A 26,875-nucleotide genomic window follows, 5' to 3' on the forward strand; every position below is an offset into this window, starting at 1 on the left:
GGAACCCAATGACGCTGGAAACTCTTCTTCTTTTTGCCGGAGCCCTTCTGGTCCTGTTCCTGACTCCGGGGCCGGGGATTGCGGCGATGATCGCGCGCACACTGGATACGGGTCCCTGGCATGCGGCGCTTTATGGCGCCGGCATCCTGCTCGGCGACATGTTCTGGTTCACCCTGGCCGTCACAGGCCTGTCGGCTATCGCGACTCAGCTCTCCGCCTTCTGGCTCGTGGCAAAGATTGTGGGCGTGCTCTATCTGGGCTGGATGGCTTACAAGGCGTTCTGGAGTGCCTGGACGGGCGCGCGGCCCAGACCGGTCTTCAAGGTCGGCTCGAAACGGGGGTGGATCGCGACCTTCATCGCCGGTATCGCCATGCCGCTCTCCAATCCCAAGCCGATTGTCTTCTACCTGACCCTGGTCCCCGCCTTTATCCCGCTCGAGGCGATCACCCCGCCGAGCTATTTGCTGATGCTGACAATCATGGTTGCGATGGCTGTGCCGACGGCGGGATTCTATATCGGCCTCGCGCATCGGGCCCGCAACTGGATGTCGACACCGCAGGTGCGGCGCGGCGCGGACATTATCACCGGCTGTGTCATGACCGGTATCGCTATCCTTCTTGTCCTGCGCTAGCGCCAACAGGCAGTTTTGTGACTGCACCGCATTCAGGTTTGAAACTGCCGCCAAAGCGGCACACACTCCCCGCCACATTATCAGGGCTGTTTCATGAGCGAGCTGAACTCCACGGACTTTCGTCGGCCGGACAGGTCGGGCAGCGAACTGCGTGCGTCCGTTGTCATTGCCGTGCTGGACGAGGCGGAGAATGTCGCCGCGGTCTGCGAGGAAGTGCTGCGTGAGATGGAACGCGCCGGCGCGTTTGAAATCGTCTTCGTCGATGATGGTTCGACCGATGCCACGCCGGACATTCTGCAGGGCATTGCCGATGCCGATGACCGTGTTCGCCTCGTGCGCCATGACCGGCGTTGCGGCAAGTCACAGGCCGTGCGCTCCGGCGTGCTCGCCGCGCGGGCGCCGTGGATCGCCACGCTGGACGGCGACGGGCAGAACGACCCGGCCGATCTGCCGGACATGCTCGAGAAAGCCTGGGCTGCCGATGGCACTGCGCCATTGGTGGCTGGCACGCGCGTGCGCCGCAATGACCCGGTTTCGCGCCTGATTGCCACGCGTATCGCCAATGGATTTCGCGCCACCGTGCTGGGCGATCATTGTCCCGATACGGGCTGCGGCGTAAAGATATTCGACCGCGACAGCTTCTTGCTCCTGCCCTGTTTCGAGGGCATGCACCGCTTCCTGCCGGCGCTCTTCCAGCGCTATGGGCACCCGTTGATCAATCATCCGGTGCGTCACCGGGCCCGTCATGCCGGCCAGTCCAAATACACCAATCTCGGGCGAGCCTTCGTCGGCATTTTCGACACGATGGGCGTGATCTGGCTGGTTCGCCGGACCAAGGCGCCAGGGCGGATCGAAGAGCGTTCGTCGTGACGACCAAGCTTTCGGGCACCGACCGGCTGGGCTGGAAAGACTGGCTGATCCTGGTGGTGTTGTCCGCCCTGGTCCTTCTGCCCGGAATATCCTCCTTGCCACCGGTGGATCGCGACGAGTCGCGTTATGCGGTCGCAACCAGCCAGATGCTGGAAAGCGGCGATTTTATCGATATCCGCTTCCAGGAAGAGCAGCGCTATCTGCAGCCGGCCGGCATTTACTGGCTGCAATCACTGGCGGTCGCGGTAACCGGAACCGGCGATGACCGGGAGATCTGGGCGCATCGGATCCCGTCCTTTCTAGGCATCCTCGCGGCGGTCCTGATGACCGGCGCCATCGCGACGCGGCTCTTTGGGCGCCATGCCGGCTATGGCGCTGCCCTGCTGGTCGCAACCGCCTTCGCGGTCGGGTTCGAGGCCCGCATCGCCAAGACGGATGCGGTATTGCTCGCCACCATTACGGCCGCCCACCTCGCCCTGATGCGGATCTATCTCGAGCCGAAGGGCCATTGGTGGCGACCGGCCCTGTTCTGGGCGGCGCTCGGCGGCGGGATGATGATCAAGGGGCCGATCATCCTGCTCTTCGTCGGCCTGACGCTTCTCGCGCTGCTGATCTGGGATCGAAAGCTGCGCTGGCTGGGCGCGCTGAAACCCCTCTGGGGTGTACCGCTCTTTCTGGCCATAGCCCTGCCCTGGTATATCGCCATCGGTATCGTTTCGGACGGCGGTTTCTATGCCGAGGCGGTGGGCGACAGCCTGATGGGAAAGGTCGGTGAGAGCCAACAATCCCACGCCGGTCCACCGGGTTATTATCTCGGCCTGCTCTCGCTCAGCTTCTGGCCGGGCTCGCTCTTTTTCGTGTTTGCGATCTGGTCGGCCTGGACCCGACGTGCGGAGCCGGCGACCCGCTATCTGATCGCCTGGATCGTGCCAGCCTGGATCGCCTATGAGCTGATCGCCACCAAGCTCCCGCACTATGTCATGCCACTTTACCCGGCGATGGCCTGCCTCGCGGTGGCGGCGATCTTCCAGCCCGGTGAAAAGCAGGCCCCGCTTTGGCTTCGCATCGCGGCGGGCCTTTACGCGGTTGTCTGGCTGGTCACGAGCGGTTTCGTGGCCGCGTTTGGCGCGGCCATGATGCAATGGTCGGAGGGGCGTCTCTCTCCGGTTCTGATCGCGGCGGGAGTGGCCATCCTTGTTCCGGCCCTGGCCGCGCTTGGCCTCTATCTCACAGGTCGCAAACCCAAGGCACTGGCCGCTGGCCTTGTCGCGGGTGGTCTCTCGGTGGTGACCGTCTACGCCGGAACCCTGCCGCGTCTCGACACGCTTTTCCTGACGCCCCGTGTCGTGGCAGCCGTGGACGCGCACGGAGACTGCGCCCCGACGCGCCTCGTTACTTCCGCCTATCGTGAGCCCTCCCTGGTCTATCTCCAGGGGCCCTACGACACGCACCTGGCGACCGGTCCGGCGGACGCCGCGGACACGCTCGCTGACGACACGGCCTGCACCCTGGCGCTGATCGATTCCAGCGAGGCGGAGGCCTTTCTCGCACAGGTCGAATCGCGCGGTTTGAGCCTTGATGCGCTGGCCGTGATCGAGGGGCAGAATTACTCGAATGGCGACACGATGAGTCTCACCCTTTATCGCGGCGGGGACAGTGTTGCGAATGGTGAGTAGAAATCGTTTCTGAGCAAGGGTTTGCGCCGCTTTCGCGGGTCTGTGTGCCCCTGAGGTGACTCACGCGTGCGCGCGTGCGTACGCGTGTGCGCGCGAGTGGTCACAAAGCCGCGAAACCTGTACAACAAAATCATGACGGAACAAGCGAATCAGGAATACGGCGCGGAGTCGATCAAGGTCCTCAAAGGGCTCGACGCCGTGCGCAAGCGCCCGGGCATGTATATCGGTGATACCGATGACGGTTCGGGTCTTCATCACATGGTCTATGAAGTCGTCGACAATGCGATCGATGAAGCGCTGGCAGGCCATTGTTCGGAAGTCCTGGTGACGCTCCACGCCGATGGTTCGGCCTCGGTGCGTGATGATGGTCGCGGTATCCCGACCGATATCCACCAGGAGGAGGGCGTTTCGGCGGCCCAGGTCATCATGACCCAGCTCCATGCCGGCGGGAAGTTCGACCAGAATTCCTACAAGGTGTCCGGCGGTCTTCACGGTGTCGGTGTTTCGGTGGTGAATGCCTTGTCGGACTGGATGGACCTGACCATCTGGCGCAATGGCAAAACCCACTGGATGCGCTTCCGTCGCGGTGATGCCGAGGAAGATCTCAAGGTGATGGGGGATGCCGAGCCGGGTCAGAAGGGCACGGAAGTGCGCTTCATGCCGTCGGAAGACACCTTCACCATGACCGAATTCAACCGCGAAACGCTGCAGCACCGCCTGCGCGAGCTCGCCTTCCTGAATTCCGGCGTCAAGATCACCCTGCGCGACGAGCGCGAGGCCGAGCTCTACTCCGACACCATGGTCTATGAAGGCGGCGTCGCGGAATTCGTCGCCCATCTCGATCGCAACAAGACACCCATTTTCATGCCGCCCGTCCTGATCACCGGCGAGCGTGATGGTGTGACGGTGGAAGCGGCGCTGGAGTGGAATGACAGCTATCACGAGAATGTCCTCTGCTTCACCAACAACATCCCGCAGCGCGACGGCGGCACGCACCTGGCCGGTTTCCGCGGCGCGCTGACCCGTGTCATCAACAGCTATGCGGCGTCCTCGGGCCAGGCCTCCAAGGCCAAGGTGTCGATCTCCGGTGATGATGCCCGCGAAGGCCTGACCTGTGTCCTGTCAGTGAAAGTGCCGGATCCGAAATTTTCCTCCCAGACCAAGGACAAGCTGGTTTCGTCAGAAGTTCGTCCGGCCGTTGAAGGTGCGGTGGGCGAGGCCTTGACGGAATGGTTCGAGGAACACCCGGCGGAAGCGCGCATGGTGGTCGGCAAGATCATCGAGGCTGCTGCGGCGCGCGAAGCCGCCCGCAAGGCGCGCGAACTGACCCGGCGCAAGTCGGCACTGGAAATCTCTTCCCTGCCCGGCAAGCTCGCCGACTGTCAGGAGAAGGATCCGGCCAAGTCCGAACTCTTCATCGTCGAGGGTGACTCAGCCGGCGGCTCTGCCAAGCAGGGGCGCCATCGGGAAAACCAGGCCGTGCTGCCGCTGCGCGGTAAAATCCTCAATGTCGAGCGGGCCCGCTTCGACAAGATGCTCGGCTCGGAACAGGTCGGCACCTTGATCACGGCGCTGGGCACGGGCATTGGCCGCGACCAGATCAATTACGAGAAGCTGCGCTATCACAAGGTCATCATCATGACCGATGCCGATGTCGACGGCGCCCATATCCGCACCCTGCTTCTGACCTTCTTCTACCGTCAGATGCCGGAGCTGATCGAGCGTGGCTATCTCTACATCGCCCAGCCGCCGCTCTACAAAATCACCAAGGGCCGGTCCGAACGCTATGTGAAGGACCAGGCCGAGATGGATGCCTATCTGATCGAGGAGGGGGCGTCAGACGCGCATCTCACCTTGCACGACGGCGAAGTCGTCACCGGTCAGGATCTGACCACACGGGTAGCCGCGGCCCGACAGGTCAAGCTCTCCATCGACCGCATGGTCGCGCGTGCGCCGGGCTTTGCTCTGGAAGCCGCTGCCCTCGCCGGCGCGCTGGTGCCGGAACCCTCGGAAGACGGGATTCGTGACGCCGCGGCCCGTCTCAACACCTTCGCCGATGAAGGTGAGGACACCTGGGGTGGTCACCTCGATGAAGAGGACGGCAATCTGATCTTCGAACGCGAAGTGCGCGGCGTGACCGAAACCGTCGTGCTCGACCGCAATTTGCGCGCCAGCCCGGACGCCAAACGCCTCAATGAGCGCGCCGTCGCCATCGCCGGCGATTATGCCGGCCCGGCCAGTTTCGTGCCCAAATCCGGCCCGGTCACCATCAACTCGCCCCGCGAGCTGGTCGACGAAGTCATCGTCTCCGGCGCCAAGGGCATGAAATTCCAGCGCTATAAGGGTCTGGGCGAAATGAACCCCGGCCAGCTCTGGGAAACCACGCTCGACCCGGATGCCCGCTCACTTCTGCAGGTCTCGGTCACCCATGCCGACACCGCCGATGAGCTCTTCTCCAAGCTGATGGGCGACGTCGTCGAACCGCGGAGAGACTTCATCCAGGAACACGCGCTGGAAGCGGAAGTGGACGCTTAGCGTCTCCGATATCTGAACGAAAAACGCCCGCCTGGTCTGCCCAGGCGGGCGTTTTTTGTTCCAACCACACTATGATTGTCATCCCCGACGCATGCCCCGCGAAAGCGGGGCGGAGATCGGGGACCCATATGCCCGTCGAGATATAGGTCCCGGCTCTGCAGCCCGCCTACGCGGGCTATCCGGCCGGGATGACAAGGGGGCGTGCGCTCAAGAAGCCCCCTAATGAGCCTCACCCCAGGTCATCCCCGCCTTCGCATCCACCACCAGCGGCACGCTCAGTTCCAGCGCGGGCGCACAGGCCTCGCCCATCACCTTTGAGGCCAGCCCGATCAAATCGTCCGCCTGGTTTTCCGGCACCTCGAAGACCAGTTCGTCGTGCACCTGCAGCAGCATTTTCGCGTCGAGATTGGCGGCCTTGAGCGCGTCGTCCATGCGGATCATGGCGCGGCGGATGACGTCGGCGGCTGAGCCCTGGATGGGGGCGTTGATGGCCTGGCGTTCGGCGAACATGCGCATATTGGGGTTCTTGTCGCGAATGCCGGGGAAATGGCAGCGGCGACCGAAAATGGTCTCGACATAGCCGGTCTCGGCGGCCTTGGCCTTCATCTCATCCATATAGGCGCGGATGCCGGGGAATTTCTCGAAATAGGCATCGATGAAGGCCTTGGCCTCATCCCGTTTGACGCCGATCTGGTTGGCCAGACCGAAGGCGGAAATGCCGTAGATGACGCCGAAATTGATCGCCTTGGCCTTGCGCCGAACCATCGGATCCATGCCTTCGATCGGCACGCCAAAGACTTCCGAAGCCGTCATCGCGTGAATATCGGTGCCGTCGCGGAAGGCCTGTTTCAGGCTTTCAACGTCGGCGATATGGGCCAGCAGGCGCAGCTCGACCTGGGAATAGTCGGCGGCAACCAGGACATGGCCGGGTTCGGCGATGAAGACTTCGCGGATCTGGCGACCGGCCTCGGTGCGGATCGGGATATTCTGCAGATTGGGCTCGGTCGAGGACAGGCGCCCGGTTGTGGTCGCGGCAAGCGAGAAGGAGGTGTGGACCCGTTTCGTGTCGCGATTGATATGGGCGAAGAGACTGTCGGAATAGGTCGATTTCAGCTTGGCATATTGCCGGTATTCCAGGAGCGCGACCGGCAGGGCATGACCCTCGGCGGCGAGCTGATCGAGCACCGCCGCATCGGTCGACCAGGCCCCGGTCTTGGTCTTTTTGCCACCCGGTAAGCCCATCTCTCCAAACAGGATTTCCCCGATTTGTTTCGGTGACGCAACATTGAAGTCGCGGCCCGCGGCTTCATGCGCTTCCGCCTCTGCAGCAGCCATTTTCTGGGCGAAGTCGGAGGAAAGGCGGTTCAGCTGGTCCGGATCGACCTTGATGCCCGTGCGCTCCATCCTGGAGAGGACATCGGCCATCGGGCGTTCCAGCGTCTCGTAAACCGTGGCCATCTTCTTGGCGACCATGGCCGGTTTGAGAATCTCCCACAGCCGAAGCGTGATGTCGGCATCCTCGGCGGCATAGAGCGTCGCCTTGTCCAGCGGCACCTTGTCGAAGGTGATCTGGTTCTTGCCGGTGCCGCAAATCTCCTTGAAGGGGATGCAGGTATGGCCGAGGTGAAGCTCGGCCAGTGCGTCCATGCCATGCCCGTGCAGGCCGGCCTCCATGACATAGGAGATCAGCATGGTGTCGTCATAGGGCGCGACATCAATGCCATAGCGCGACAGCACGCCGAGATCATATTTGAAATTCTGGCCGATCTTGAGGACGCCCGGATCCTCCAGCAGCGGTTTGAGCGCCTCCAGCGCGGCATCCATCGGGATCTGCTCGGGCGCCTCGCCGGTGTCGAACATGTCGCCGGACCCGTCCGGATCGACATGGGCGAGCGGGATATAACAGGCCTCACCGGGAGCGGTGGCGAGCGAGATGCCGACCAGGCCGGAGGCGGTCGAGGACAGGGCATCGGTCTCGGTATCGACCGCGATCTGACCCGCCTCGCGGCATTTTTCAATCCAGCGCTCGAGCGCCTCCATCGTCGTCACGCACTCATACTTGTCGCGATCAATCGGGGCCGTGGCGTCGCCGGTCTCATCGGCCGGCGGGCCACCCAGCGCCTCTTCCACCTTGCGGGTGAAGGAGCGGAACTCCATCCCGCGCAGGAAGGGGACGAGCACGTCCGGGTCGGGCTCGGCGAGACCGAACTCCTCCAGCTTTTCCGGCATCGGCGCGTCGAGCTTCAGCGTCACCAGATCGCGGGAAATGCGGGCATCCTCGGCATGGGAGAGAAGTTTCTCGCGCCGCCCCTTCTGCTTGATCTCGCCGGCCCGCTCGAGCAGCGTGTCGAGATCGCCATACTCATTGATCAGCAGGGCCGCGGTCTTCACGCCGATCCCCGGTACGCCGGGCACATTGTCGACACTGTCGCCGGCCAGCGACTGGATATCGATCACCTTGTCCGGGCCGACCCCGAATTTCTCCATCACTTCCGGGGCCTGGATGCGACGGTTCTTCATGGCATCGAACATGGAGACCTTGTCGGTCACCAATTGCATGAGGTCCTTGTCCGAGGAGACGATGGTGACATCCGCGCCCTTGGCCTCGGCCTGGCGGGCATAGGTGGCGATGATGTCGTCGGCCTCGTAATTTTCCAGCTCGATGCAGGGCGTGCCGAACGCACGCGTGGCATCGCGGATGATGGAGAATTGCGGCACCAGGTCTTCCGGCGCCGGCGGGCGGTGCGCCTTGTACTGGTCGTAGAGCTCATTGCGGAAGGACTTGCCGGAATGGTCGAAAATCACCGCCAGGTGGGAGGGCTGGTCCTCCCCCTTCAGGTCTTCCAACAGCTTCCACAACATGTTGCAAAAGCCTTGCACCGCGCCGACCGGCGTCCCGTCCGACCGGGTCAGCGGCGGCAGCGCATGATAGGCCCGGAAAATATAGCCCGACCCGTCGATCAGATAGACGTGGCTGGTCTCGTCGACGGGTTTGGTCGTGGCCATGGGCAAGTCTCCGGGCGGAAGGTCAGGCGGGCAAATCAGTCAGCCGCGAGACTAGCGCGGGCCGGGCGCTCGGTCATCGGGGGAGTGCGGTGGTTTGCGGGGAGAGGAGTGCGCCTCGGCGCGCTTCGTCCCTCAAGGGCCGGAGAGGCCGGTTGTTCAACGTGCTTCATCCTATCGTCGTCATCCCGCGGTGGCCGCGTTGCGGGCATCCGGGGGCCTTGGCTACCCGGCGTGACCGTTCCGGCGGCGTGTTCGCGGCAAATCTGCTCGCAATATTGCTGGGGTCCCCCGGATCGCGGCCTTGCCGCGACCGTGGGATGACGTTGATTTGGACACTTTATCCCCGCCCGACACCGCCAATACCGTCATCCTGACGCAAGTCAGGACCCAGTTTCGCAGGCTCGATTTCGCCAATCTTGGCAAGAGCTTGCGTCGCAGACTGGGTCCCGGCCTTCGCCGGGATGACGGAGTGTGGGGCGGGAATTTTCACAAAACTTATCCTCCCCCCTCTGCCCCCACGCCATAATGCCTGTGGTTTTCGGGACGGGAGGCGCGAGCTCAGTCACTTGTGCCCGGAAGCGAGCGGAGCCTGTCCGGGCGGTGGTGTGACAGCCATTGGCGCTGGCAGGGCGTGCGACCAGGTCGCGGGGCACTAAACGACCGACCCCATCTACCTGGCGTGTTGGAATCGGGGTGGAGACAGCCCGGGAAATCTCCGCGGACGGGATGTCGGCGATGTCACGTTATTCAAATCAAACCGGTTGACGGCATTGGCCGACATCCCGTTCCCCTCTCATCCCTCCGGCGCTTGACGCGTGCGGAGCCAGGCGTGTGTCGCAATCAAAAAAAGCCCCGAAGCAGGTGCTCCGGGGCTCTTCTTCAATCGCGGCAAGGACGCCTATTCCGCGTCGAGCGGGTCGACATCATCCATCAGCTTTTGCGTCAGGAAGGTGTAGAGCAGCGCATCGCGGCGGGCCAACTCCTCGAGATTGGCGGCGGCGGAGTGACCCCCGGCCGTGTTCTCGTAATAGAGATAATCATGGCCCAGCTCTTCCAGGAGGTGCGCCATCTTGCGGGCATGGCCCGGATGGACACGGTCATCCTTGGTCGAGGTGTAGAGGTAGATTTCCGGATAGTCGCCGTTCGCATCCACATTGTGGTAGGGCGAGATCGAGCGCAGGAAACCGCCCTCGTCCGGGTCTTCCGGATTGCCGTACTCACCCATCCAGGACGCACCGGCCAGAAGGGTGTGGTAGCGCAGCATGTCGAGCAGCGGCACGGCCGAGACGACCGCATTCCACAGGTCCGGACGCTGGGTGTACATGACACCGGTCAGCAATCCGCCATTGGAGCCGCCATACACACCCAGATGGCGCGGGCTGGTAATGCTGCGTGTCGACAGGTCCTCGGCCACGGCGATCAAATCGTCATAGATGCGCTGACGATCCATTTTCAGACCGGCCTGGTGCCAGGCCGGACCGAATTCCCCACCGCCACGGATATTGGCCACCACATAGGCGCCGCCATTTTCCAGCCAGAGCTGACCGCGAGAACCGGAATAGCTCGGGCGGATGGAGACCTGGAAACCGCCATAGGCGTAGAGCAGGGTCGGCGTCGTGCCATCCATCACCGTGTCTTCGTGACGGACCACGAAATACGGGACCATGGTGCCGTCCGTCGACTCGGCTTCAAGCTGTTCGACGATCAGGCCTTCGGCATCGAACTGGGCCGGGATCGACTTGATCTCTTCAACGGTCAGCTCGGCCGCATCGACCATGAAATAGCTGTCCGGCGTCAGGAAGCCTTCGGCATTCATGAAGGCAACGTCGTGGTGCGAATTGGTCGAACCGAGGCTGATCGTCATATTGGCCGGGACCGGCACGGTCTCGGACGTCCACTGGCCATCGGCATAGTGGAAGGCTTCGAGGCCGCCGACGACATTCTCGTCAATCGCCACCAGGAAGGCCGATGCGGTGGAGCCCATACCGCCCATGGACTGGCGCGGGCCAGGCACGAAGACCGTCTTGACCGGCGGCAATTCACCACTGGCCGCGAAGTCCGCCATGGTGAAGGAGAGCAGCGCGCCCTGCGGGAAGGTTTCGCCCCCCTCGACCGGGGTCCATTCCTCTTCGATCGTGAAGAGCAGCTCGCCCTGGTAGATGTCCTGGATGGAGGACTTGCTCGGCAGTGGCAGCTGAACGGGATCGGCATCGGCCGGCAGATACCACCAGGTCGTGTCGTAGAAAGTGTCGGCTTCCGAGGCCATCATGTAGACACTGCCGTCATGGTCTTCGACCCGGAAGGAGAAGAGGCCGACATCATCGGCATCGCCGCGCACGACTTCGGTCGCATCGGCGAGATCGGTGCCGCGCTCCCAGCGATAGGCGACCGACGGATAGCCCGAACTGGTCGTGTCTTCCGGGCTGGTGGCCAGGCCGACCATCACGGTGTTTTCGTCGATCCAGCTGACGCCACCCTTGGCTTCCGGGGTTTCGAACCCGCCCTCGACAAAGGCGCGCTCGGAGATCGAGAATTCACGCCGGATGGCTGCGTCGGAGCCGCCATCGGACAAGGTCAGGATGCAGCGATCATAGTCGGGCGCCAGGCAGTTCGATCCGCGCCAGACCCAATTGCGGTCCTCGGCTTCGGACAGGGCGTCGAGATCAAGCACAACATCCCATTCCGGATCATCGGTGAGATAGCTTTCCAGCGTAGTGCGACGCCACAGGCCGTGTGTCTGCTCGGCGTCCTGCCAGAAATTCCAGATATAGCCGCCTGAATAGGAACCGTAGGGAATCCGGTCATTGGACTGGTAGATGGCCAGCGCCTGATCATAGAGCGACTGGTAGCGCTCATCGCCCTGAAGGCGATCAAAGGTGCGGTCATTTTGACCCTCGACCCATTCCAGGGCGCGCTCGCCCTCGACTTCTTCAAGCCAGACCCGCGGGTCATTATTGGGATCAATCTCGACGATCTGGCGCTCGGCCGGCGCGTCCGGTGTTGTGGAGGCCACGTCTTCGCCCTCATCGCTGGCGGGCTGGCTGCAGGCCGCGAGAATGGCGGCGCTGGCGGTGACCGCCCAGATACTCCGATAAACTCTCATCAGTCTCTTCCCCTCTGATGTTTCCGACGCAATTAACACCGGAGCGGTAGTGGACGTAAAGGGATGGGGGCGGTATCGGAGCCGTTATGGATGCACGTTTGATGAATGGCGCCGGCAATCGGTTCATCCTTGCCGATCTGCGCGGGCGGGCCGCCCCCTTCAATCCTTCCCGCGACGCGGTGAGAGCGATGGCGCACGACCATCATTTCGATCAACTCCTTGTGCTTGAGGACAGCGACAGCGCCGACGCCTTCATGCGGATCTGGAATGCCGATGGTGATGAGGTCGGAGCCTGCGGCAACGGAACCCGCGCGGCCGCCTGGGCCATGATGCAGCAAACCGGCGCCAGCGCTGCAAGCCTGGGCACTGCAGGCGGCCTCCTTCACGCCAGCGACGCTGGCCCGATGACGGTGAGCGTCGACATGGGGCGGCCGCGTCTCGACTGGCAGGACATTCCGCTGGCCCGTCCTATGGATACGGTTCGGCTCGACTATGCCTGCGAGGCCGACGGATTGCGCATCGAGGCGCCCGGCGCCGTTTCCATGGGCAATCCGCACGCCGTCTTCTTTATCCGGGATGTCGAAGCCCTGCCCGTGGCGCGCTTGGGCCGCGAGGTGGAGCTGGACCCGCTCTTCCCGGAACGCGTCAATGCCGGCTTCGCACAAATTCTTGATGCCCGACACATCCGTTTGCGGGTCTGGGAGCGCGGCGCCGGGATCACTGCAGCCTGCGGCACCGGGGCCTGCGCCGCGCTGGTGGCCGCCCATCGCCGGGGTCTGGCCGAACGCAAGGCGTCGGTCATGGCCGATGGCGGCGAGCTGTTCGTGGAATGGCGGGAGGACGACGACCATGTCATCCTCACGGGTCCGGTCGAGGATGAGGGTCCCGTCACCCTCCATCTGGACTAGACCCGACAGGGCCATGCACACAGGTGTGAGTTTCGCGGTTGGCAAAACCTCATATTATCCCTGAACTGGTCGCAAAGGGGCCGCGTTTCGGGGGGAAACACTCAACATGACATTCAAGGCAATCACGCTCGCCGCCATTCTGACCAGTCTGGCAACCGGATCCGCGCCCGCCCAGGACACCGAAGCCGAGGCGCCAACGCCGCAATCCATCGCGCTGGAAATGTTCGCCGAAGCAAGCAATTCCCTGCGCGCCGGCGATACCGAAACCGCCCGCCGCCTGATGCTCGCAGCGCTCGACATCAAACCGGCTCACCCCGCCGTCCTGCGCGCCCTTGTGACTATCGCCACCCGCGCCGAACGCGCCGATGATGCCTTCACGGCGCTCGACTGGACGGTCGAGGCCGGGCTGACCTTCGAACCCGCGGACGAAACCCTGAACCTGCTGGAGGCCGCCGACACGGACCGGCTTTCCACGATCATGGCAGCGCTTGCGGCGAACGGAGAGCCGGTTGGTGCGGGCGAGGTTGTTGCCCGTATCGATCGCCCGGATGCACTGATTGAAGGCGTGGCGGTGGATATCGAAACAGACCGCATCTTTGTCTCTTCCGTCGCCGCGCGCGAAATCCTGCTGCTGGAGCCCTTTGCTCGCGACGAGCCGGTGGTTTTCGCGGATCGCGATGACGGATTATGGTCTGTCTTCGGCCTCTTTGTGGATGATCGGACCCGCATGCTCTGGGCCGCGTCAGGCACAGTGCCGCAGACTCCGCTCGAAGCGGGAGAGGCAGACGGCACGGCCCTGTTCGCCTTCGACATGATCACCGGCGATCTCCACCGCCGCTACACGATTGACGGTGCGGTCCAGATGGCCGACTTCGTGGTTCGCGACGGCAGCGCCTATATCTCCGACAGCCAGGCGCCGCGTGTCTATCGGCTCGATAATGTATCCGGCGAACTGGAAGTGCTGGCAGAGGACCCGCGCTTCGTCAGTCTGCAGGGTGTCGCCCTGGCGCGTGGCGCCCTTTATGTCGCTGATTACTCGCTGGGCATTTGGCGGATCGACCTGATGGATGGCAGTGCCAGCCTGGTGCGCGCCTCCGATATCAGCCTGATCGGCATTGACGGACTTCGACAGACCCGCGACGGGCGGCTGATTGCCGTGCGCAACGGGGCGCGACCCCACCAGGTGATGGCGATTGACCTCGACCCGACCGGCCGCGAGGTGGCGAATGTCGAGGTCCTGTTGCGTGGTCACCCTTCCATGCAAGGCAATACCGAGCCGACATTGGTCGATCTGGCCGATGGCCGGGCCTGGGTCGTTAGCAATGCCGCCTGGCCGCTCTTTCCCGCGGATGGCGCCGTGTCGGAGGAAGCGCGGCCGGCCACGGCGATTGTCGAGCTGGATCTGCGCTGATCCGGCTCAGCCGGTTTCACCAAGACTCAGCCCAACGCCACAGGCCTGGCGGATGACGATATCTGCCGCGCGTGCCCTCTGCTCCAGATGCGCCAATTCTTCCGCCGTAAAGCGTTCGTGCAATGGCTCCGGCCCCGCCAAGGCCGGATCCTGGCTGATACGGCCGAGATCGGGCATCGCCGTGCCCAACACGCTGAGCTGCTCATGGCTGAAACGGGAATTGGCCTCGCGGGAGATACAGGCACAGGTCGCTGTGTCGACACCTGCCCCCTCACAAGCCTGCTGAACCGGAGCTTCATCGGCATGGTCGAGCGCGCGTGCGCTGCCGGTCCAGAGAGACAGGCTCAACATGGCCAGCGGAATATAACGATTTCGCTGTATCATCACCGGTCCCCCCAATCCCCCAATCACGTAATCAGGCGTTTGACGCCCGTCCGCACGCGCCTATGCTCACACGTAGAGAGTCCGTCCCTTCGAAGCGAGCGTGACGAGTCATATTGAATGAGGCGAGGGACCGCCAGCCTTAAAAGGAGCCCGACATGAGGCGCGTTTTGATCACTTTGGCCGGCCTGGCCGTACTGGGCGGCTGCGCAACCCCGACGCCCTATCAGGCCGCGGACGAAAGCGGGCGCGGTTTTTCGGAGACCCGTATCGAGAGCAACCGGTACCGGATTTCTTTCGAGGGTAATTCGCTGACTGATCGCGAGACAGTGGAAACCTATCTTCTTTACCGCGCCGCCGAACTGACGGTCGAAAACGGCTATGACTATTTCACCGTCGTCAATCGCGCGACCGACGAGGATACCCGCGTCATGGCGTCCGGCATTGGCCGCTCGCCCTATACAGGTTTCTCGGTTCAATACGCCTATTTCCACCCCCGCTGGGGCTGGCGCGGATGGCATGATCCGTTCTGGGATGATGTCAGCTATCGCGAAAGCACCCGTTATGAAGCGAGCGCCGAGATCTATCTCGGTCGCGGCACCAAGCCGGACGACCCCAGCGCTTTCGGCGCGCGCGATGTCATGTCCAATCTGGGCGAACAGATCGTCCGGCCGACCAGCGACTGATACGCCAAACGACACTCTGTTCTGACGGGGCCGGCGGCAATCGCGGGCCCCGTTTTCGTTCCGGTTTGCATCCCGTCACCCAAGATGCCGGATTGTCACGGTGCGCGGCGAAGCGTCGCGACCGGGCTCGAGCGCTTACACTTGTGCTTGACACTCATTCTCGGTCGCAATAGCGGGATAGTGATTTTCATTCTCATGCCCGGGCCAGCCAATGTTCAGTAAAGTATCCCTTCTGCTCACCACCGTACTCACCGTCAGCCTCGGGGCCGGCCACGCCGCCGCCCAGGAGGAGGATGCCGACGTTATCGAGATCAATGGTCGCTACCTGTCTCTCGATCAGCTGAACTCGGTCAAGACACCGACCCCGGTCATCGACGTGCCGCAAAGCCTGTCGATCATCACCGACGCACAGATTGCCGAGCAGGGCTTCGTCAATTTTGGCGACATCCTGCGCTACACGCCGGGCCTGTCGATCAGCCAGGGCGAGGGGCATCGTGACGCCATCAATATCCGCGGCAACCAGTCCACAGCCGACTTCTTCCTCAATGGCATTCGCGACGACGTCCAGTATTACCGCCCGCTCTACAATCTGGAGCAGGTCGAGATCCTGCGCGGCTCCAACGCTCTGCTCTTCGGTCGTGGCGGCGGTGGCGGTGTGGTCAACCGCGTCACGAAATCACCTGTGATCGGTGAAGCGTTTCAGGGCTATAGCGCCGCCATTGATACCTTTGGCGCCGGGCAGCTGACCGCCGACATCAATCTGGATACCGGCGATCAGTCCGGTCTGCGCCTGAACGCCTTTGTCGAGGAGATGGCCAATCACCGCGACGCCTTCGCCGGCAACCGCTACGGCATCAACCCGACCGCCCAGATCGCGCTGGGCAATGAGACGACGCTGACCGCCTTCTACGAGTATCTTGATGACGACCGCGTCGTGGACCGCGGCGTCCCGTCCATCGCCGTCCCGGGCGCTCCGGGGCGTCCGCTGGAGGGTTATGACAACACCTTCTTCGGCTCGCGCGACCGCAACCGGACAACGCTCCAGGCCCATACCTTCCGCGTCCGGGTGGATCACGAGTTCACTGATCAGCTGCGCGGCAATGTCACCGCCCAGTATGCCGATTACGACAAGGCCTATCAGAACATCTATGCGGCCGGTTTTGACCCGACGGTGACGCCGAGCCAGGTCACGCTTGACGGCTATCGTGACACGACGGCGCGGACCAATCTCATCGTCCAGGGCAATCTGGTCGGCGAGTTCCAGACCGGATCGATCGGGCATACGCTTCTGGTCGGTGGCGAGTTCGGGGACCAGGACACCGACAATGCCCGCACCGACAATCTCTTTGTCGCCAGCAATGACGACCAGATCACGATTGACTTCACCGATCCGCTCATCATTCCGGACTTCGACTTCGTGACCCCGGCGCGCGACCGCAGCTCGAGCGTCCAGTTCACCTCATTCTACATCCAGGATCAGATCGATCTGACCGACACGCTGAAAGTCATGGTCGGGGCCCGCTTCGACCGCTTCGATGTGTCCGTCCTCGACCGCCAGGCAATCTCGGCGACCGATAATGGCCGCCGCGGCCGGGTCGATGAAGAGCTCTCTCCGCGCTTCGGGCTGATCTACAAGCCGGCTGAAAACATTTCCGTCTACGCCAGCTATTCGGAAACCTTCCTGCCCAGCGCCGGCGATCAATTCCTGACGCTGAGCACGACGACCGAAGATATCCAGCCGCAGACTTTCGAGAACCGCGAGATCGGCGCCAAGTGGGACATCAATGCCGATCTGAGCTTTACCGCAGCCATCTTCCGGCTTGAACGCGGCCAGTTCACCACGGTCGACCCGGACGATCCGTCGATCGTGACCACGGTCGCGGGCAGCACGACCGAGGGCTTCGAGCTCCAGCTGGTCGGCGAAATCACCGACGCCTGGAGCCTCAATGCCGGCTACAGCTATCTCGACGGTGTCGTGGAAGGCGGCGGCTTTGACGGCAATTCCACCCGCCAGACGCCCGAACACATGCTGTCGTTGTGGAACCGCTATCAGATCAATGGCGAACTGGCCGTCGCACTCGGGGCCACCTATCAGGACGCCTCCTTCGTGCTCGAGAATAATGGCGTCGAGCTGCCGGGCTACACCCGCTTCGATGCCGCGGTCTTCTATGATCTCAGCGAAGCAACGCGCCTCCAGCTCAATGTCGAGAATCTGTTCGACACGGACTACTTCCCGGATGCGCATTCGAATTCGAACATTTCGACCGGCGAGCCGCTCAATGCGCGCCTGTCGATCAGTCACGAATTCTGATCGACGACCGGGTCGGAACCGATCGCAAAAAAGGCCGGAGCGTCAGCTCCGGCCTTTCCTGTATCGGGTCGGCGTCGACGCCTATTTCGGGGGCATGCGCGCGCCCGCATCCAGTCGGACGCATTCGGCGTTGATGTAGTCGGAATGAACCATGAAGGCGACAAGATCCGCATATTCTTCCGGCGTGCCGAAGCGCTGCGGGAATTGCAGGTGCGAGGCCAGCGAGACTTTCACTTCCGGCGGCATCTGCTGGTAGATCGGCGTCTCGAAGAAGCCTGGCAGGATGGTATTGACGCGAATGCCTTCCTTGGCGAGATCGCGCGCCATTGGCAGCGTCATGCCGTAGATGCCACCTTTGGAGGCGGCGTAGGCGACCTGGCCGATCTGCCCATCCTGGGCCGCAACCGAGGCCGTATTGACGATCACGCCGCGACCGGAGCCATCGACCGGATCGAGCGACATCATGCCGGCGGCTGATTTCGAGGCGCACAGGAAAGAGCCGATCAGGTTGACGCCGATGACCGTCTGGAAGCCCTTGGCGGAATGCGCGGAAATCTCGCCGGAAGAGGAGGAGCGGCGGGCTGTTTTCTCGGCCCAGCCGATCCCGGCGCAATTGACGAAGACACGTTCCTGGCCATGGGCGTCGCGGGCCTTGGCCAGACCGGCATCGACGCTGGCTTCGTCGGCCACATTGACCTGGCAGAACACGCCGCCAATCTCCTTGGCGACCGCTTCGCCCTTCTCGGCATTCATGTCGAAAATGGCCACTTTCGCGCCTTCGGCGGCGAGGCGGCGGGCTGTACCTTCGCCGAGACCGGAAGCACCGCCCGTGACAATGGCGGCAATGGATGAGTCGAGTTTCATGAGACACTCCCCTTTATCGATGCCAGCGACATAGCGTGACGACCGGCAAAAGAAAATCCGCCACGGCGGCTGGCCTGCTGTGGAAATCCGGCTTGGGGGCTTGATGCGAGCGGTGCTAGAGCAATCGAACGCCTTTGAAACCGACACGGGATTGACGATATGAGCGGACGTTACGCCCTGGTGCTGCATGGTGGTGCCGGAACCCTGGCTGATCGCGATTACGCCAAGGAAATCGAGCATATGCGCGGCCTCGCCGAGGCAGCAAAAGCGCGCCTGGCCATCGGCGCAAATGCCCTCGATATCGTCCAGGATATTGTCCGCGAACTGGAAGCTTCCGGCCTTTATGTCGCTGGCAAGGGTGCGTCGCCCAACAAGGCCGGTCGCTATGAGCTGGATGCCGCCATCATGGACGGCGCCACGCAGCGGGCCGGATCCGTCGCCTCGCTCACCGGCTTCACCAGTCCGGTCTCCGCCGCCCGCGCAATCATGGAGACCACGCCCCATGTCATGCTGGCCGGTCGCGGCGCCGAACGTTTTTGCGGCGAGGCGGAGCTGGAGCGCGTCGAAAGCGTGAATGACTACTATACACCTGCCGCCGCGCCGGATGACCGCGCCATCGCGACCGGGACGGTGGGCTGTGTGGCGCTTGACATGGAAGGTCGCCTCGCCGCGGCGACCTCAACCGGCGGGACGCTGAACAAGATGGAAGGCCGGGTCGGCGACAGCCCGATCATCGGATCGGGCTGCTGGGCTGACGGCCATGTCGCCGTTTCCTGCACGGGTCAGGGTGAGTTTTTCCTGCGCACCGCGACGGCCAAGGATGTCTCCGCCCGCATGCGCTATGGCCATCAATCCCTCGCCGATGCCGCTGCCGGCGCGCTCGCTGATGTTGGTGCCCTCGAAGGCGAGGGCGGCATCATCGCGGTCGACCGCGATGGCAACCTGGCCGCACCCTTCAATTCGCCGGGCATGAAACAGGCCATGGTCCACCCGGACGGCCGCATCACCGCCGGCGTGCGCTGACCATGTCGATCAAGCGGGGATATTTCGGGGTTGGCGCGGAAGGTATTTCCAAGCCGATGAATCTGGGTGCCATCCTGCGCACCGCGCACGCCTTTGGCGGCAGTTTTGCCTTTACCGTGGATGCCAGTCACCAGGTGCGCGACGTCAATCGGGCCGACACGGCCAAATCGGTCGACCACGTTCCCTATTACGAATGGGACGGTGTTGAGGGCATGGCGCTGCCGTCCAATTGCCAGCTGGTCGGAATTGAATTGACCGATGAAGCCATTGAACTGCCAAGCTTCCGTCACCCGCTGTGTGCGGCCTATGTTTTCGGCCGGGAGCGCGGCTCCCTGTCGGAGGAGATGCAGGCCAAATGCGCCCATATCGTCAAGATCCCGACCAAGTTTTGCGTCAATGTCTCGGTCGCCTGCGCGATCACGCTCTATGACCGCCAGATCAATTTCGGCGGCTTCGCCGAGCGTCCGCTCATGCCGGGCGGGCCGACGCTGGAAAGCCTGGCCGATGCGACGAAGAAATTCGGTATCCACCGGTGAAATCGGGGTCGGTCGAGCGATCTTAGGCCGGGATTAACCCTGCCATCATACCGCCATAGCCATGCCCTAGACGGCATTCCGCAAGCGTCTCCATGAGGATGATCACCGTGTTGTTACGATCTGCCTGCCTCGCCTTCAGCCTCGCCACACTCACGACCGCCGGGGCGCAGGCCCAGGATGACCCGCAATTTCGCGGCGAGTACAGCGATTGGCGTGTATTCACGCGCAATACCGAGGCCGGCTATTCCTGCTACGCGCTCAGCCGACCGACAGACAGTTCGCCGCGCGCCCATGAGCACGGCAATGTCTATTTCCTGGTCGCCAGCTGGCGATCGGGGGCGGTCGAGGACCAACCCTCGCTCCTGGTCGGCTATGATCTGCGCCCGACCAGCCCGCCGCAAGTCCGCGTCGGCTCCGACCGCTTTGACATGTTCGCCGATGGCCAGGAAGGCTTCCTCGACGATCTGGATGAAGAGGACGAGCTGGTCCGCGCCATGCGTCGCGGGTCGGCCATGCGGGTCTCCGCGACCACACTCGATGGCGTGTCGACGTCGTATGAGTTCTCATTGTCCGGGGTGACGGCCGCCTTGCAGCGCGTTGAAGCCCTCTGCAACTAGCCCGGGCCCCCTGATCGCGATTCGGAATTGCCGCGCTTTTGTGATAGAGCGCGCGGCTTCGTTTGAATTGAGCTAGTCTGGCGACCATGAACCACGCCCTGAACATTGATGCCCGCAACGCCAATGCCCCGCGCATTGACGAGACCACGCCACGCGCCCGGCCCTCGCTGGCGGGCCTGACGCGCGAGCAATTGCGGGAGGTCGCGATTGATTGCGGCGTGGACGAGAAGAAGGCGAAGATGCGCGCCGAACAGCTGTGGCGCTGGATCTATCATTACGGCGTGACCTCCTTCGACGAGATGACCAATATCTCCAAGGACCTGCGCGCCGTCATCGCGGAGAAATATGCGCTGCACCGGCCCAAGCTGATTGATCGTCAGGTCTCCGTCGACGGCACCCGCAAATACCTCATCGAACTGGCGCCGGGCGTCGAGTGCGAGACAGTCTTCATCCCCGATGTCGCCCGCTCGGGCGCCCTGTGCGTGTCGAGCCAGGTCGGCTGCACGTTGAACTGCACTTTCTGTCATACCGGCACCCAGGCGCTGGTGCGCAATCTGACGGCGGCCGAGATTGTCGCCCAGGTCATGATTGCGCGCGATGATCTGGACGAGTGGCCGACCTCGAACGAGAACCGGAAGATCACCAATATCGTCTTCATGGGGATGGGCGAGCCACTCTATAACCTCGACCATGTCGCAACCGCGATCGACATCATCTCGGACGGGGAGGGCATTGCCATTTCCCGCCGACGGACGACGGTGTCGACCTCCGGCGTGGTGCCGAAGATCAAGGAACTCGGCGACCTCACCGGCACCATGCTGGCGATCTCGCTGCACGCGACCAATGATCCGCTGCGTGACGAGCTCGTGCCGCTGAACAAGAAGTACCCGCTGAAAGAATTGATGGAGGCGATCCGCGCCTATCCGGGCCTGGGCAATTCCAAGCGCGTGACCTTCGAATATGTGATGCTCAAGGGCGTCAATGACAGCCTCGCCGAAGCCAAGGCGCTGGTGAAACTGCTCAAGGGCGTGCCCGCCAAGATCAATCTCATCCCCTTCAATCCCTGGCCGAACAGCCCGTATGAATGCTCGGACTGGGACCAGATCGAAGCCTTCGCGGACGTGGTCAACAAGGCCGGCTATGCCTCACCGATCCGCACCCCGCGCGGCCGCGACATCTTTGCGGCCTGTGGCCAGCTGCGCTCGGAAAGCCAGAAGGTGAAAGCCAGCGTGCTGCGCAAGCAGCGCCTGGAAGCGGAAACCGCCTCACAGCCGGATACATCCGGAGCGATTTGAGTCGCTTGCCGATAAGACATTTTCCCGAAAGTCTCTCGTAGGCTGATACCCTGCAGATTCGCCCCGCACATGGGGGAAATGATCGTGACAAGACTCCTTATCGTATTCCTTGCGTTGATTGGCCTTGCGGCCTGTCAGGCACCACAGGACCGCGCTTACGCCATTCTCGCCGAAGCGGCGGAGCGCGGGGATATTTCGGGCGCGCAGAGCCTCAGAGTCGGTGACGATGAACCCGTACGCCTTCTTGCCGAGGGCGTGGACGAGGCCAGCCGGTTCCGGCTGGCTTCCTTGTCCAAAATCTTCACCCAGATAGCGCTTCTTCGACTGGCCGACCAGGGCGAGCTCAATCTGGACCAATCTCTGTCCAGCCTGCGGCCGGGGCTCACGGCTGACTGGGCCGAGGTCGTTTCTGTGCGCCAGCTCCTGAACTTCAGTTCCGGCCTGCCCCGCGACCTCGATGATGAGACAGGCGGCGTCCGGTTCGACGCTACGGGTCATGCGCTCGCCTTCATGGACGCCCAGGGTCATCTGGCGCCCGACTACACGCCTGGCACCCGGACACGCTATTCCAATCTCGGCTACATGCACCTTGGCGCTGTGATCGAAGCGGTAACTGGTCAGACTTACGCCGACGCCATAGACGCGCTTGTCATCCGACCGGCAAGTCTCGTTGATACGGGCTTTGGCGTCGATCATCTCGGTCAGGGCAGACATTTGAACGGTTATGAGGGCGACCCGCTCGTCCTTGTCTCCGATCACCCGATTGCGCAACGTTACAGCACGGGCGGCCTACATGGTTCCATACGGGACCTGGAACTCCTAAGCCGCGAAATCCTCAATCCGGGTTTTCTCAGCGACGCAGCCCAACGCGAATTCTTTACCCAGTTCGGACGCCCGGATGCGCGCGACCCATCCTATGTCCTGGCGACCGGTCACGTGCCCGGCTTCACACATGCCTGGCTGATAGCGCGCGAACCGGCCCTTGCCATTGTCAGCCTGAACAATCGGGTTGAGGGCGAGCTGCGACAGATACCCGACATCATTACCCGGTCGGGAGCTGTCCTGTATCCGGCGATTGCCGAGCGAAGCGGGCGGTATCGCCCGGTCGAGGCCGACGGCTGGATCACGATCTCGGACTTCGATCAAATCACCGACCAGCCCATCCTGCCAAAACTGTCCGCGATGATTGAAGCTGTTCTGAGCGGCGACACCAACGCATCGCGTGACGCAACCATGCGCCTGCACGGGTACGAGCCCGACACGGCGAGCGCCTCGGACCTGGAGGATTTTGCAGGTTTCACAGGAGCTTATGTCCGCATTGCAGCGGACTTTGGTCCATTCCATCCGATCGCCTGGCGAATGGATGGCGAACGCTTGCAAATCTATCTCGAATCCGCAGACGGGCAGCGCGGGATCCACTTCGCCGCGGCGCCGTCCGAAGCAGACCCGACGGTGACGGACAGTCTCTCGTTGGGAACATATGGCTTCGAACCCTGAGCTGGGTTGGCATCATCTTCCCGGCGGTCTACCCCTCCAACATGACTGACGCCGTCCTCTATCGCTGGAAACTGAAACCCGGTCGCGAGGCCGAATTCGAAACTGCCTGGGCCGAGGGAACACGTCGGATCCACTCCGCTTGCGGCTCTTACGGCGCCATCCTTCATCGCGGTGAGGACGGGCTCTACTGGTCCTATGCGGCCTGGCCGGACGAAGCGACCCGCAAGACCTGCTTTACCAACCATGACTGGTTTTCACAGGACTGTTTCAAGACCATGCAGGCCTGTATCGCCGAGCGGTTCGACGAGATGCGTCTGACTGTCGCCGAAGATGCGCTGACCTCGCGCGAAGCTGCGCTTGAGGTCCCTGTTCTCACGACGGACCGGCTGCTTCTGCGCCCCCTGACCCTCGACGACGCCAAGGCCGTCTACCCGGCGCTCAGCGACGAACAGACCATGACCTACTGGTCCAGCGCGCCCCTGGCTTCGCTCGAAGCCGTGCGCGATTATCTGAGCTGGAATATTCATTCGGCCAGCGTCAGGACCTGGGCCATCACCCGTCCGCAAGCCCCGGACGACGCGCTGGGCTGGGTGATCCTGCTGAACCGCCGCTCCGGCGTTGCCGAGATTGGCTACATCATCAGGCCGGATGCCACACGACGAGGCTATGTCAGCGAGGCCGCCGGACGAGTGCTCGACTTTGGCTTCGACAAGCTCGATCTTCGCCGCGTCTACGCGGATACCGATCCGGACAATACCGGCTCGATCGCCGTCCTGACAAAGCTGGGCTTTACGCTCGAGGGTCGCTTGCGCGACGAGTGGGAGACGCATATCGGCGTGCGCGACACCCTGCTTTTCGGATTGCTGAAACGAGAGTGGAAGACCGCTTGAAGGACCAATTCGGGACCGGCGGCCTGTAAACACTAATTAACCATCGAAGCGCTAATTGTGGCTTATCAATACGAGTCGCCACGAAATCGATGCTGAATTCACTCAAAACTATACTTTTGATTGCAGGAATCGGCGCCACACCTTTGCTTGGCGCGCTTGAGCCCGCATCGAACGACCAATATGCCGCGATCTTCCCGCCGGGCTGGGATGCCCGGGACATTGTCCTGGCCGCCGCCGGCGCGGACCAGGCAGCACTGACCTTCGGGCGTACCCAGAATATTGGTGTCTTCATACTCGACAACGCCGCTGATCGTGACGCGCTGCGCCATGCCGGCGCGCTGATCATCCTGCCCGCCAATGCCTTTCGCGGCTGCCTTGTCGCCCCCTCTCCCACACAGGACGTTGCTTCATGACCAGTCTCAGCCACATCCGCCAGCGCGCGCAGATCGCAACCGTCCTGATCATGGCCGGGCTCTGGCTTGCTCTGCTGGCAACAGCCGCCTTCGTCGCCGCCCATCGTATCCTGCCCGCTGGCCTGGTTGGCATGGCCCTCCTGGCGATCGCCGCGACAAGCTGGCGCATGTCGCCGAACTCCCGGTCGTCCCGCACGACCGTCGGCACCGCCCTGATCGGCTTCCCGGCGCTTTTCGTCTACGTGATGAGCGGATCGGCCTGGCAGATCGACATGCACATGATGTTCTTCGCGGCGCTGTCGATTTCCGCCCTGATGCTGGACTGGCGCGTCATTCTCGCCGCCTCCGCTGCCACGGCGGTGCATCACCTGTCCCTGAATTTCTTTCTGCCCTGGGCCGTCTTCCCGGATGGTGCCGACTTCTTCCGCGTTGTCTTCCATGCCGTGATCGTTGTGGGCCAATCCGCTGCCCTGGTGTGGATGACCTACCACGCGGCGGCGGCCCTGGAGGGCGCTCACCGCAAAGCGGCCGAGGCCGAGGAGGCCCAGAAAGCTGCCGCTCGCAGTGCGGAGGACCAATCGACCACCCGCGACAATGCCGAACAGCAACGCGCCAATGTCGCCAATCTGGCTCAGACCTTTGAGTCCGCATTGCGGGTCGTGGCGGGCGGAATTTCCGGGGCGGCCCAGCAGGTCAGTACGCTTGCCTCCGACCTGACGGGTGACGCGCTGGCGACGCGTGAGGGCGCGACACAGGCCTCATCGCGCGCTTCGACCACCAATTCCAATGTTCAGTCGGTCGCCGCGGCCGCACAGGAGCTTTCGGCCTCTATCGGCGAGGTCGCACGCATTCTCGAGAATAGCGGCGATGTGTCCGACCGGGCCGCCGCGGAAGCCGAAGGTGCCGGGCGCTCGATCGATGCTCTGGAAGGCGCGGCGAAGGAAATCGAGGACATTATGCGCCTGGTGGCCGATGTCGCCGAGCAGACCAATCTGCTCGCGCTGAACGCAACGATTGAAGCGGCACGCGCGGGCGAGGCTGGCAAGGGCTTCGCGGTCGTGGCGTCGGAAGTGAAAGCGCTGGCCGAACAGACCACCCGCGCCTCCAGCGACATCGGTCAGAAGATCGAAGCCATGCGGGGCGCATCAGGCGGCGCTGCTGGCGCGCTGGGCCGCATCACCGAAATCATCGCGGAACTGCGCAACTCCACCGAAAGCGTGCAGGGCGCCTTCGCCGAGCAGAACCAGGCCACCCAGGAGATTGCCTCCCTGGCCGAGCGCGCGGCGATGGAAACCACCGAAGTCAATAACGCCATGGGCTCGGTCACCGACGCCGCCGAGCGGACCAATACGGCCGCAGAAGCCTTCACCCGTGCCTCAAGCGAGTTGGGGGAAGCGGCGGGTCGCCTTGATGAGGAACTCAACCGCTTCCGGTCCGAACTGGATGCCGCCTGATCAGTCCGGCTTGCGGAACCGCAGGACGAAACGATCCGTCTGACGGCGGATCGACGGATCAAAGGGGCTGATCTCGCGGCTGTCTTCGGCATTGGCCAGCATGTCGCTGCTCGCGTCGAGCTCGAAGCCGGCCGCCGTGACCTCCGCGATTACCGAGGCCTCATCGATACGGTGCAGGCTTTCAACCACGTCGAGACCCGTGCCCTCGACCGCGTGATGATCGATCACGACGAACACGCCGCCGGGGCGCAGGCTGTCAAAGGCTTCGGCGTTCATCGCGACGCGATCCGTGCCGTCCCAGCCCGTGTCGTGATAGAACAGAACCATGAAGACCGCGTCGAGCGGCTCCGTTCCGACATGCTCGCCGAAGGTTTCGATGGTGGAGCTGAAATGGGTCATGTTCGGCCGCTCTCCGGCAAAGGCCGCAAGCCCGGCATCGGTCTCGGCAAAGCGCTCCGCCACCCAGGTCGGGTTCATGGTGTAGACATGGCCGTCACTGCCAACCGCGGTCGACAGGACACGCGAGTAATAACCAGAACCGGCGGCCAGATCGGCAACGCGCCAGCCCGGTTCCAGGCCAGCAAACAGAAGCACTTCGGCCGGATGGCGATTGGCATCCAGCTGGCGATCCGCCTCCGGGCGGGTCGCATCGGCCACCGCGCTCTCGATGCTCGCCGGCATCGGATCGTCCTGGGACAGGACCGGGCTGGCGGCGAGAGCCGCCAGGGCGACAGAAGCAATGAATAGTCGACGCATGTTTTCCCCTC

Annotated in this window: 21 protein-coding genes; 16 read left to right on the top strand and 5 right to left on the bottom strand. The window is 63.0% G+C overall.

Going from position 1 to position 26,875, the window contains the following annotated elements:
• The first annotated feature begins 8 nt into the window (after positions 1–8).
• From Q0X62_RS12025 to gyrB, 4 genes are all read left to right on the top strand, one after another.
• Positions 9–632, top strand: coding sequence for a LysE family translocator (locus tag Q0X62_RS12025; RefSeq protein WP_297736008.1), 624 nt, complete (start codon positions 9–11; stop codon positions 630–632).
• A 93-nt stretch (positions 633–725) separates the two neighbouring features.
• Positions 726–1,502, top strand: coding sequence for a glycosyltransferase family 2 protein (locus Q0X62_RS12030; protein ID WP_297736010.1), 777 nt, complete (start codon positions 726–728; stop codon positions 1,500–1,502).
• Positions 1,499–3,178, top strand: coding sequence for a glycosyltransferase family 39 protein (locus tag Q0X62_RS12035; RefSeq protein ID WP_297736013.1), 1,680 nt, complete (start codon positions 1,499–1,501; stop codon positions 3,176–3,178). Before Q0X62_RS12030 ends, Q0X62_RS12035 begins: the two co-directional genes overlap by 4 nt.
• Before the next feature lie 129 nt (positions 3,179–3,307).
• On the top strand, positions 3,308–5,713 hold the full coding sequence (gene gyrB / locus Q0X62_RS12040) for a DNA topoisomerase (ATP-hydrolyzing) subunit B (RefSeq protein ID WP_366946154.1): 2,406 nt from the start codon (positions 3,308–3,310) through the stop codon (positions 5,711–5,713).
• A 219-nt stretch (positions 5,714–5,932) separates the two neighbouring features.
• On the opposite strand, the gene polA is transcribed toward gyrB, so the two are convergent.
• Together polA and Q0X62_RS12050 are read right to left on the bottom strand one after the other, a co-directional pair.
• Positions 5,933–8,719: a DNA polymerase I gene (gene polA / locus Q0X62_RS12045; RefSeq protein ID WP_297736019.1), complete on the bottom strand. Its 2,787-nt coding sequence runs from the start codon at positions 8,717–8,719 to the stop codon at positions 5,933–5,935.
• An 898-nt stretch (positions 8,720–9,617) separates the two neighbouring features.
• Positions 9,618–11,822 (bottom strand): prolyl oligopeptidase family serine peptidase, encoded by a 2,205-nt coding sequence (locus Q0X62_RS12050; protein WP_297736021.1) that lies wholly within the window; start codon positions 11,820–11,822, stop codon positions 9,618–9,620.
• Between the two features lie 86 nt (positions 11,823–11,908).
• On the opposite strand from Q0X62_RS12050, the gene dapF reads away from it, so the two are divergent.
• On the top strand, positions 11,909–12,730 hold the full coding sequence (gene dapF / locus Q0X62_RS12055) for a diaminopimelate epimerase (protein ID WP_297736024.1): 822 nt from the start codon (positions 11,909–11,911) through the stop codon (positions 12,728–12,730).
• Between the two features lie 106 nt (positions 12,731–12,836).
• Entirely contained in the window at positions 12,837–14,141 is a 1,305-nt protein-coding gene (locus Q0X62_RS12060; protein ID WP_297736026.1) for a hypothetical protein, read from the top strand.
• A gap of 6 nt (positions 14,142–14,147) precedes the next feature.
• On the opposite strand, the gene Q0X62_RS12065 is transcribed toward Q0X62_RS12060, so the two are convergent.
• Positions 14,148–14,525, bottom strand: a complete 378-nt coding sequence (locus tag Q0X62_RS12065) for a hypothetical protein (protein ID WP_297736029.1) — start codon at positions 14,523–14,525, stop codon at positions 14,148–14,150.
• Positions 14,526–14,680: 155 nt separating this feature from the next.
• Between Q0X62_RS12065 and Q0X62_RS12070 the strand changes: the two genes are divergently transcribed.
• Entirely contained in the window at positions 14,681–15,208 is a 528-nt protein-coding gene (locus Q0X62_RS12070) for a hypothetical protein (protein WP_297736031.1), read from the top strand.
• Between the two features lie 211 nt (positions 15,209–15,419).
• A complete protein-coding gene (locus tag Q0X62_RS12075) occupies positions 15,420–17,519 on the top strand; it encodes a TonB-dependent siderophore receptor (protein ID WP_297736034.1) in 2,100 nt (699 codons plus the stop codon).
• An 81-nt stretch (positions 17,520–17,600) separates the two neighbouring features.
• Here the strand turns inward: Q0X62_RS12075 and Q0X62_RS12080 are convergent, their stop codons facing one another.
• Positions 17,601–18,383 carry an SDR family NAD(P)-dependent oxidoreductase gene (locus tag Q0X62_RS12080; RefSeq protein ID WP_297736037.1) on the bottom strand — a complete coding sequence of 261 codons (783 nt, stop codon included), beginning with the start codon at positions 18,381–18,383 and terminating at the stop codon, positions 17,601–17,603.
• Between the two features lie 159 nt (positions 18,384–18,542).
• On the opposite strand from Q0X62_RS12080, the gene Q0X62_RS12085 reads away from it, so the two are divergent.
• The 8 genes from Q0X62_RS12085 (at position 18,543) to Q0X62_RS12120 (ending at position 26,108) form a co-directional block, all read left to right on the top strand.
• Entirely contained in the window at positions 18,543–19,406 is an 864-nt protein-coding gene (locus Q0X62_RS12085; protein ID WP_297736040.1) for an isoaspartyl peptidase/L-asparaginase family protein, read from the top strand.
• Between the two features lie 2 nt (positions 19,407–19,408).
• Positions 19,409–19,942, top strand: coding sequence for a TrmH family RNA methyltransferase (locus tag Q0X62_RS12090; RefSeq protein ID WP_297736042.1), 534 nt, complete (start codon positions 19,409–19,411; stop codon positions 19,940–19,942).
• A gap of 98 nt (positions 19,943–20,040) precedes the next feature.
• The gene (locus Q0X62_RS12095; RefSeq protein ID WP_297736488.1) at positions 20,041–20,559 is read left to right on the top strand and encodes an invasion associated locus B family protein; all 519 of its coding nucleotides are present in this window, start codon (positions 20,041–20,043) and stop codon (positions 20,557–20,559) included.
• A gap of 86 nt (positions 20,560–20,645) precedes the next feature.
• Positions 20,646–21,854, top strand: a complete 1,209-nt coding sequence (gene rlmN / locus Q0X62_RS12100) for a 23S rRNA (adenine(2503)-C(2))-methyltransferase RlmN (RefSeq protein WP_297736045.1) — start codon at positions 20,646–20,648, stop codon at positions 21,852–21,854.
• An 84-nt stretch (positions 21,855–21,938) separates the two neighbouring features.
• Entirely contained in the window at positions 21,939–23,351 is a 1,413-nt protein-coding gene (locus Q0X62_RS12105; protein ID WP_297736048.1) for a serine hydrolase, read from the top strand.
• Positions 23,352–23,392: 41 nt separating this feature from the next.
• A complete protein-coding gene (locus Q0X62_RS12110; RefSeq protein WP_297736051.1) occupies positions 23,393–24,241 on the top strand; it encodes a GNAT family N-acetyltransferase in 849 nt (282 codons plus the stop codon).
• Between the two features lie 89 nt (positions 24,242–24,330).
• Entirely contained in the window at positions 24,331–24,654 is a 324-nt protein-coding gene (locus Q0X62_RS12115) for a hypothetical protein (RefSeq protein WP_297736054.1), read from the top strand.
• Entirely contained in the window at positions 24,651–26,108 is a 1,458-nt protein-coding gene (locus Q0X62_RS12120) for a methyl-accepting chemotaxis protein (RefSeq protein ID WP_297736057.1), read from the top strand. The genes Q0X62_RS12115 and Q0X62_RS12120 overlap by 4 nt, the downstream gene beginning before the upstream one ends.
• On the opposite strand, the gene Q0X62_RS12125 is transcribed toward Q0X62_RS12120, so the two are convergent.
• A complete protein-coding gene (locus tag Q0X62_RS12125) occupies positions 26,109–26,864 on the bottom strand; it encodes a hypothetical protein (protein ID WP_297736060.1) in 756 nt (251 codons plus the stop codon). It lies immediately after the preceding gene.
• Positions 26,865–26,875: the final 11 nt, after the last annotated feature.

It is taken from the genome of uncultured Maricaulis sp. (genome assembly GCF_947259345.1).
Lineage (GTDB): Bacteria > Pseudomonadota > Alphaproteobacteria > Caulobacterales > Maricaulaceae > Maricaulis.

What these genes read in the sequence shown, in the direction of transcription:
- Q0X62_RS12075 (WP_297736034.1), top strand. Translation starts at nt 15,420, where the DNA reads ATGTTCAGTAAAGTATCCCTTCTGCTCACCACCGTACTCACCGTCAGC.
- rlmN (WP_297736045.1), top strand. Translation starts at nt 20,646, where the DNA reads ATGAACCACGCCCTGAACATTGATGCCCGCAACGCCAATGCCCCGCGC.
- polA (WP_297736019.1), bottom strand. Translation starts at nt 8,719, where the DNA reads ATGGCCACGACCAAACCCGTCGACGAGACCAGCCACGTCTATCTGATC.
- dapF (WP_297736024.1), top strand. Translation starts at nt 11,909, where the DNA reads ATGGATGCACGTTTGATGAATGGCGCCGGCAATCGGTTCATCCTTGCC.
- Q0X62_RS12030 (WP_297736010.1), top strand. Translation starts at nt 726, where the DNA reads ATGAGCGAGCTGAACTCCACGGACTTTCGTCGGCCGGACAGGTCGGGC.
- Q0X62_RS12050 (WP_297736021.1), bottom strand. Translation starts at nt 11,822, where the DNA reads ATGAGAGTTTATCGGAGTATCTGGGCGGTCACCGCCAGCGCCGCCATT.
- Q0X62_RS12125 (WP_297736060.1), bottom strand. Translation starts at nt 26,864, where the DNA reads ATGCGTCGACTATTCATTGCTTCTGTCGCCCTGGCGGCTCTCGCCGCC.
- Q0X62_RS12080 (WP_297736037.1), bottom strand. Translation starts at nt 18,383, where the DNA reads ATGAAACTCGACTCATCCATTGCCGCCATTGTCACGGGCGGTGCTTCC.
- Q0X62_RS12065 (WP_297736029.1), bottom strand. Translation starts at nt 14,525, where the DNA reads ATGATACAGCGAAATCGTTATATTCCGCTGGCCATGTTGAGCCTGTCT.
- Q0X62_RS12025 (WP_297736008.1), top strand. Translation starts at nt 9, where the DNA reads ATGACGCTGGAAACTCTTCTTCTTTTTGCCGGAGCCCTTCTGGTCCTG.
- Q0X62_RS12090 (WP_297736042.1), top strand. Translation starts at nt 19,409, where the DNA reads ATGTCGATCAAGCGGGGATATTTCGGGGTTGGCGCGGAAGGTATTTCC.
- Q0X62_RS12115 (WP_297736054.1), top strand. Translation starts at nt 24,331, where the DNA reads ATGCTGAATTCACTCAAAACTATACTTTTGATTGCAGGAATCGGCGCC.
- Q0X62_RS12095 (WP_297736488.1), top strand. Translation starts at nt 20,041, where the DNA reads ATGATCACCGTGTTGTTACGATCTGCCTGCCTCGCCTTCAGCCTCGCC.
- Q0X62_RS12085 (WP_297736040.1), top strand. Translation starts at nt 18,543, where the DNA reads ATGAGCGGACGTTACGCCCTGGTGCTGCATGGTGGTGCCGGAACCCTG.
- Q0X62_RS12120 (WP_297736057.1), top strand. Translation starts at nt 24,651, where the DNA reads ATGACCAGTCTCAGCCACATCCGCCAGCGCGCGCAGATCGCAACCGTC.
- Q0X62_RS12110 (WP_297736051.1), top strand. Translation starts at nt 23,393, where the DNA reads ATGACTGACGCCGTCCTCTATCGCTGGAAACTGAAACCCGGTCGCGAG.
- Q0X62_RS12070 (WP_297736031.1), top strand. Translation starts at nt 14,681, where the DNA reads ATGAGGCGCGTTTTGATCACTTTGGCCGGCCTGGCCGTACTGGGCGGC.
- Q0X62_RS12060 (WP_297736026.1), top strand. Translation starts at nt 12,837, where the DNA reads ATGACATTCAAGGCAATCACGCTCGCCGCCATTCTGACCAGTCTGGCA.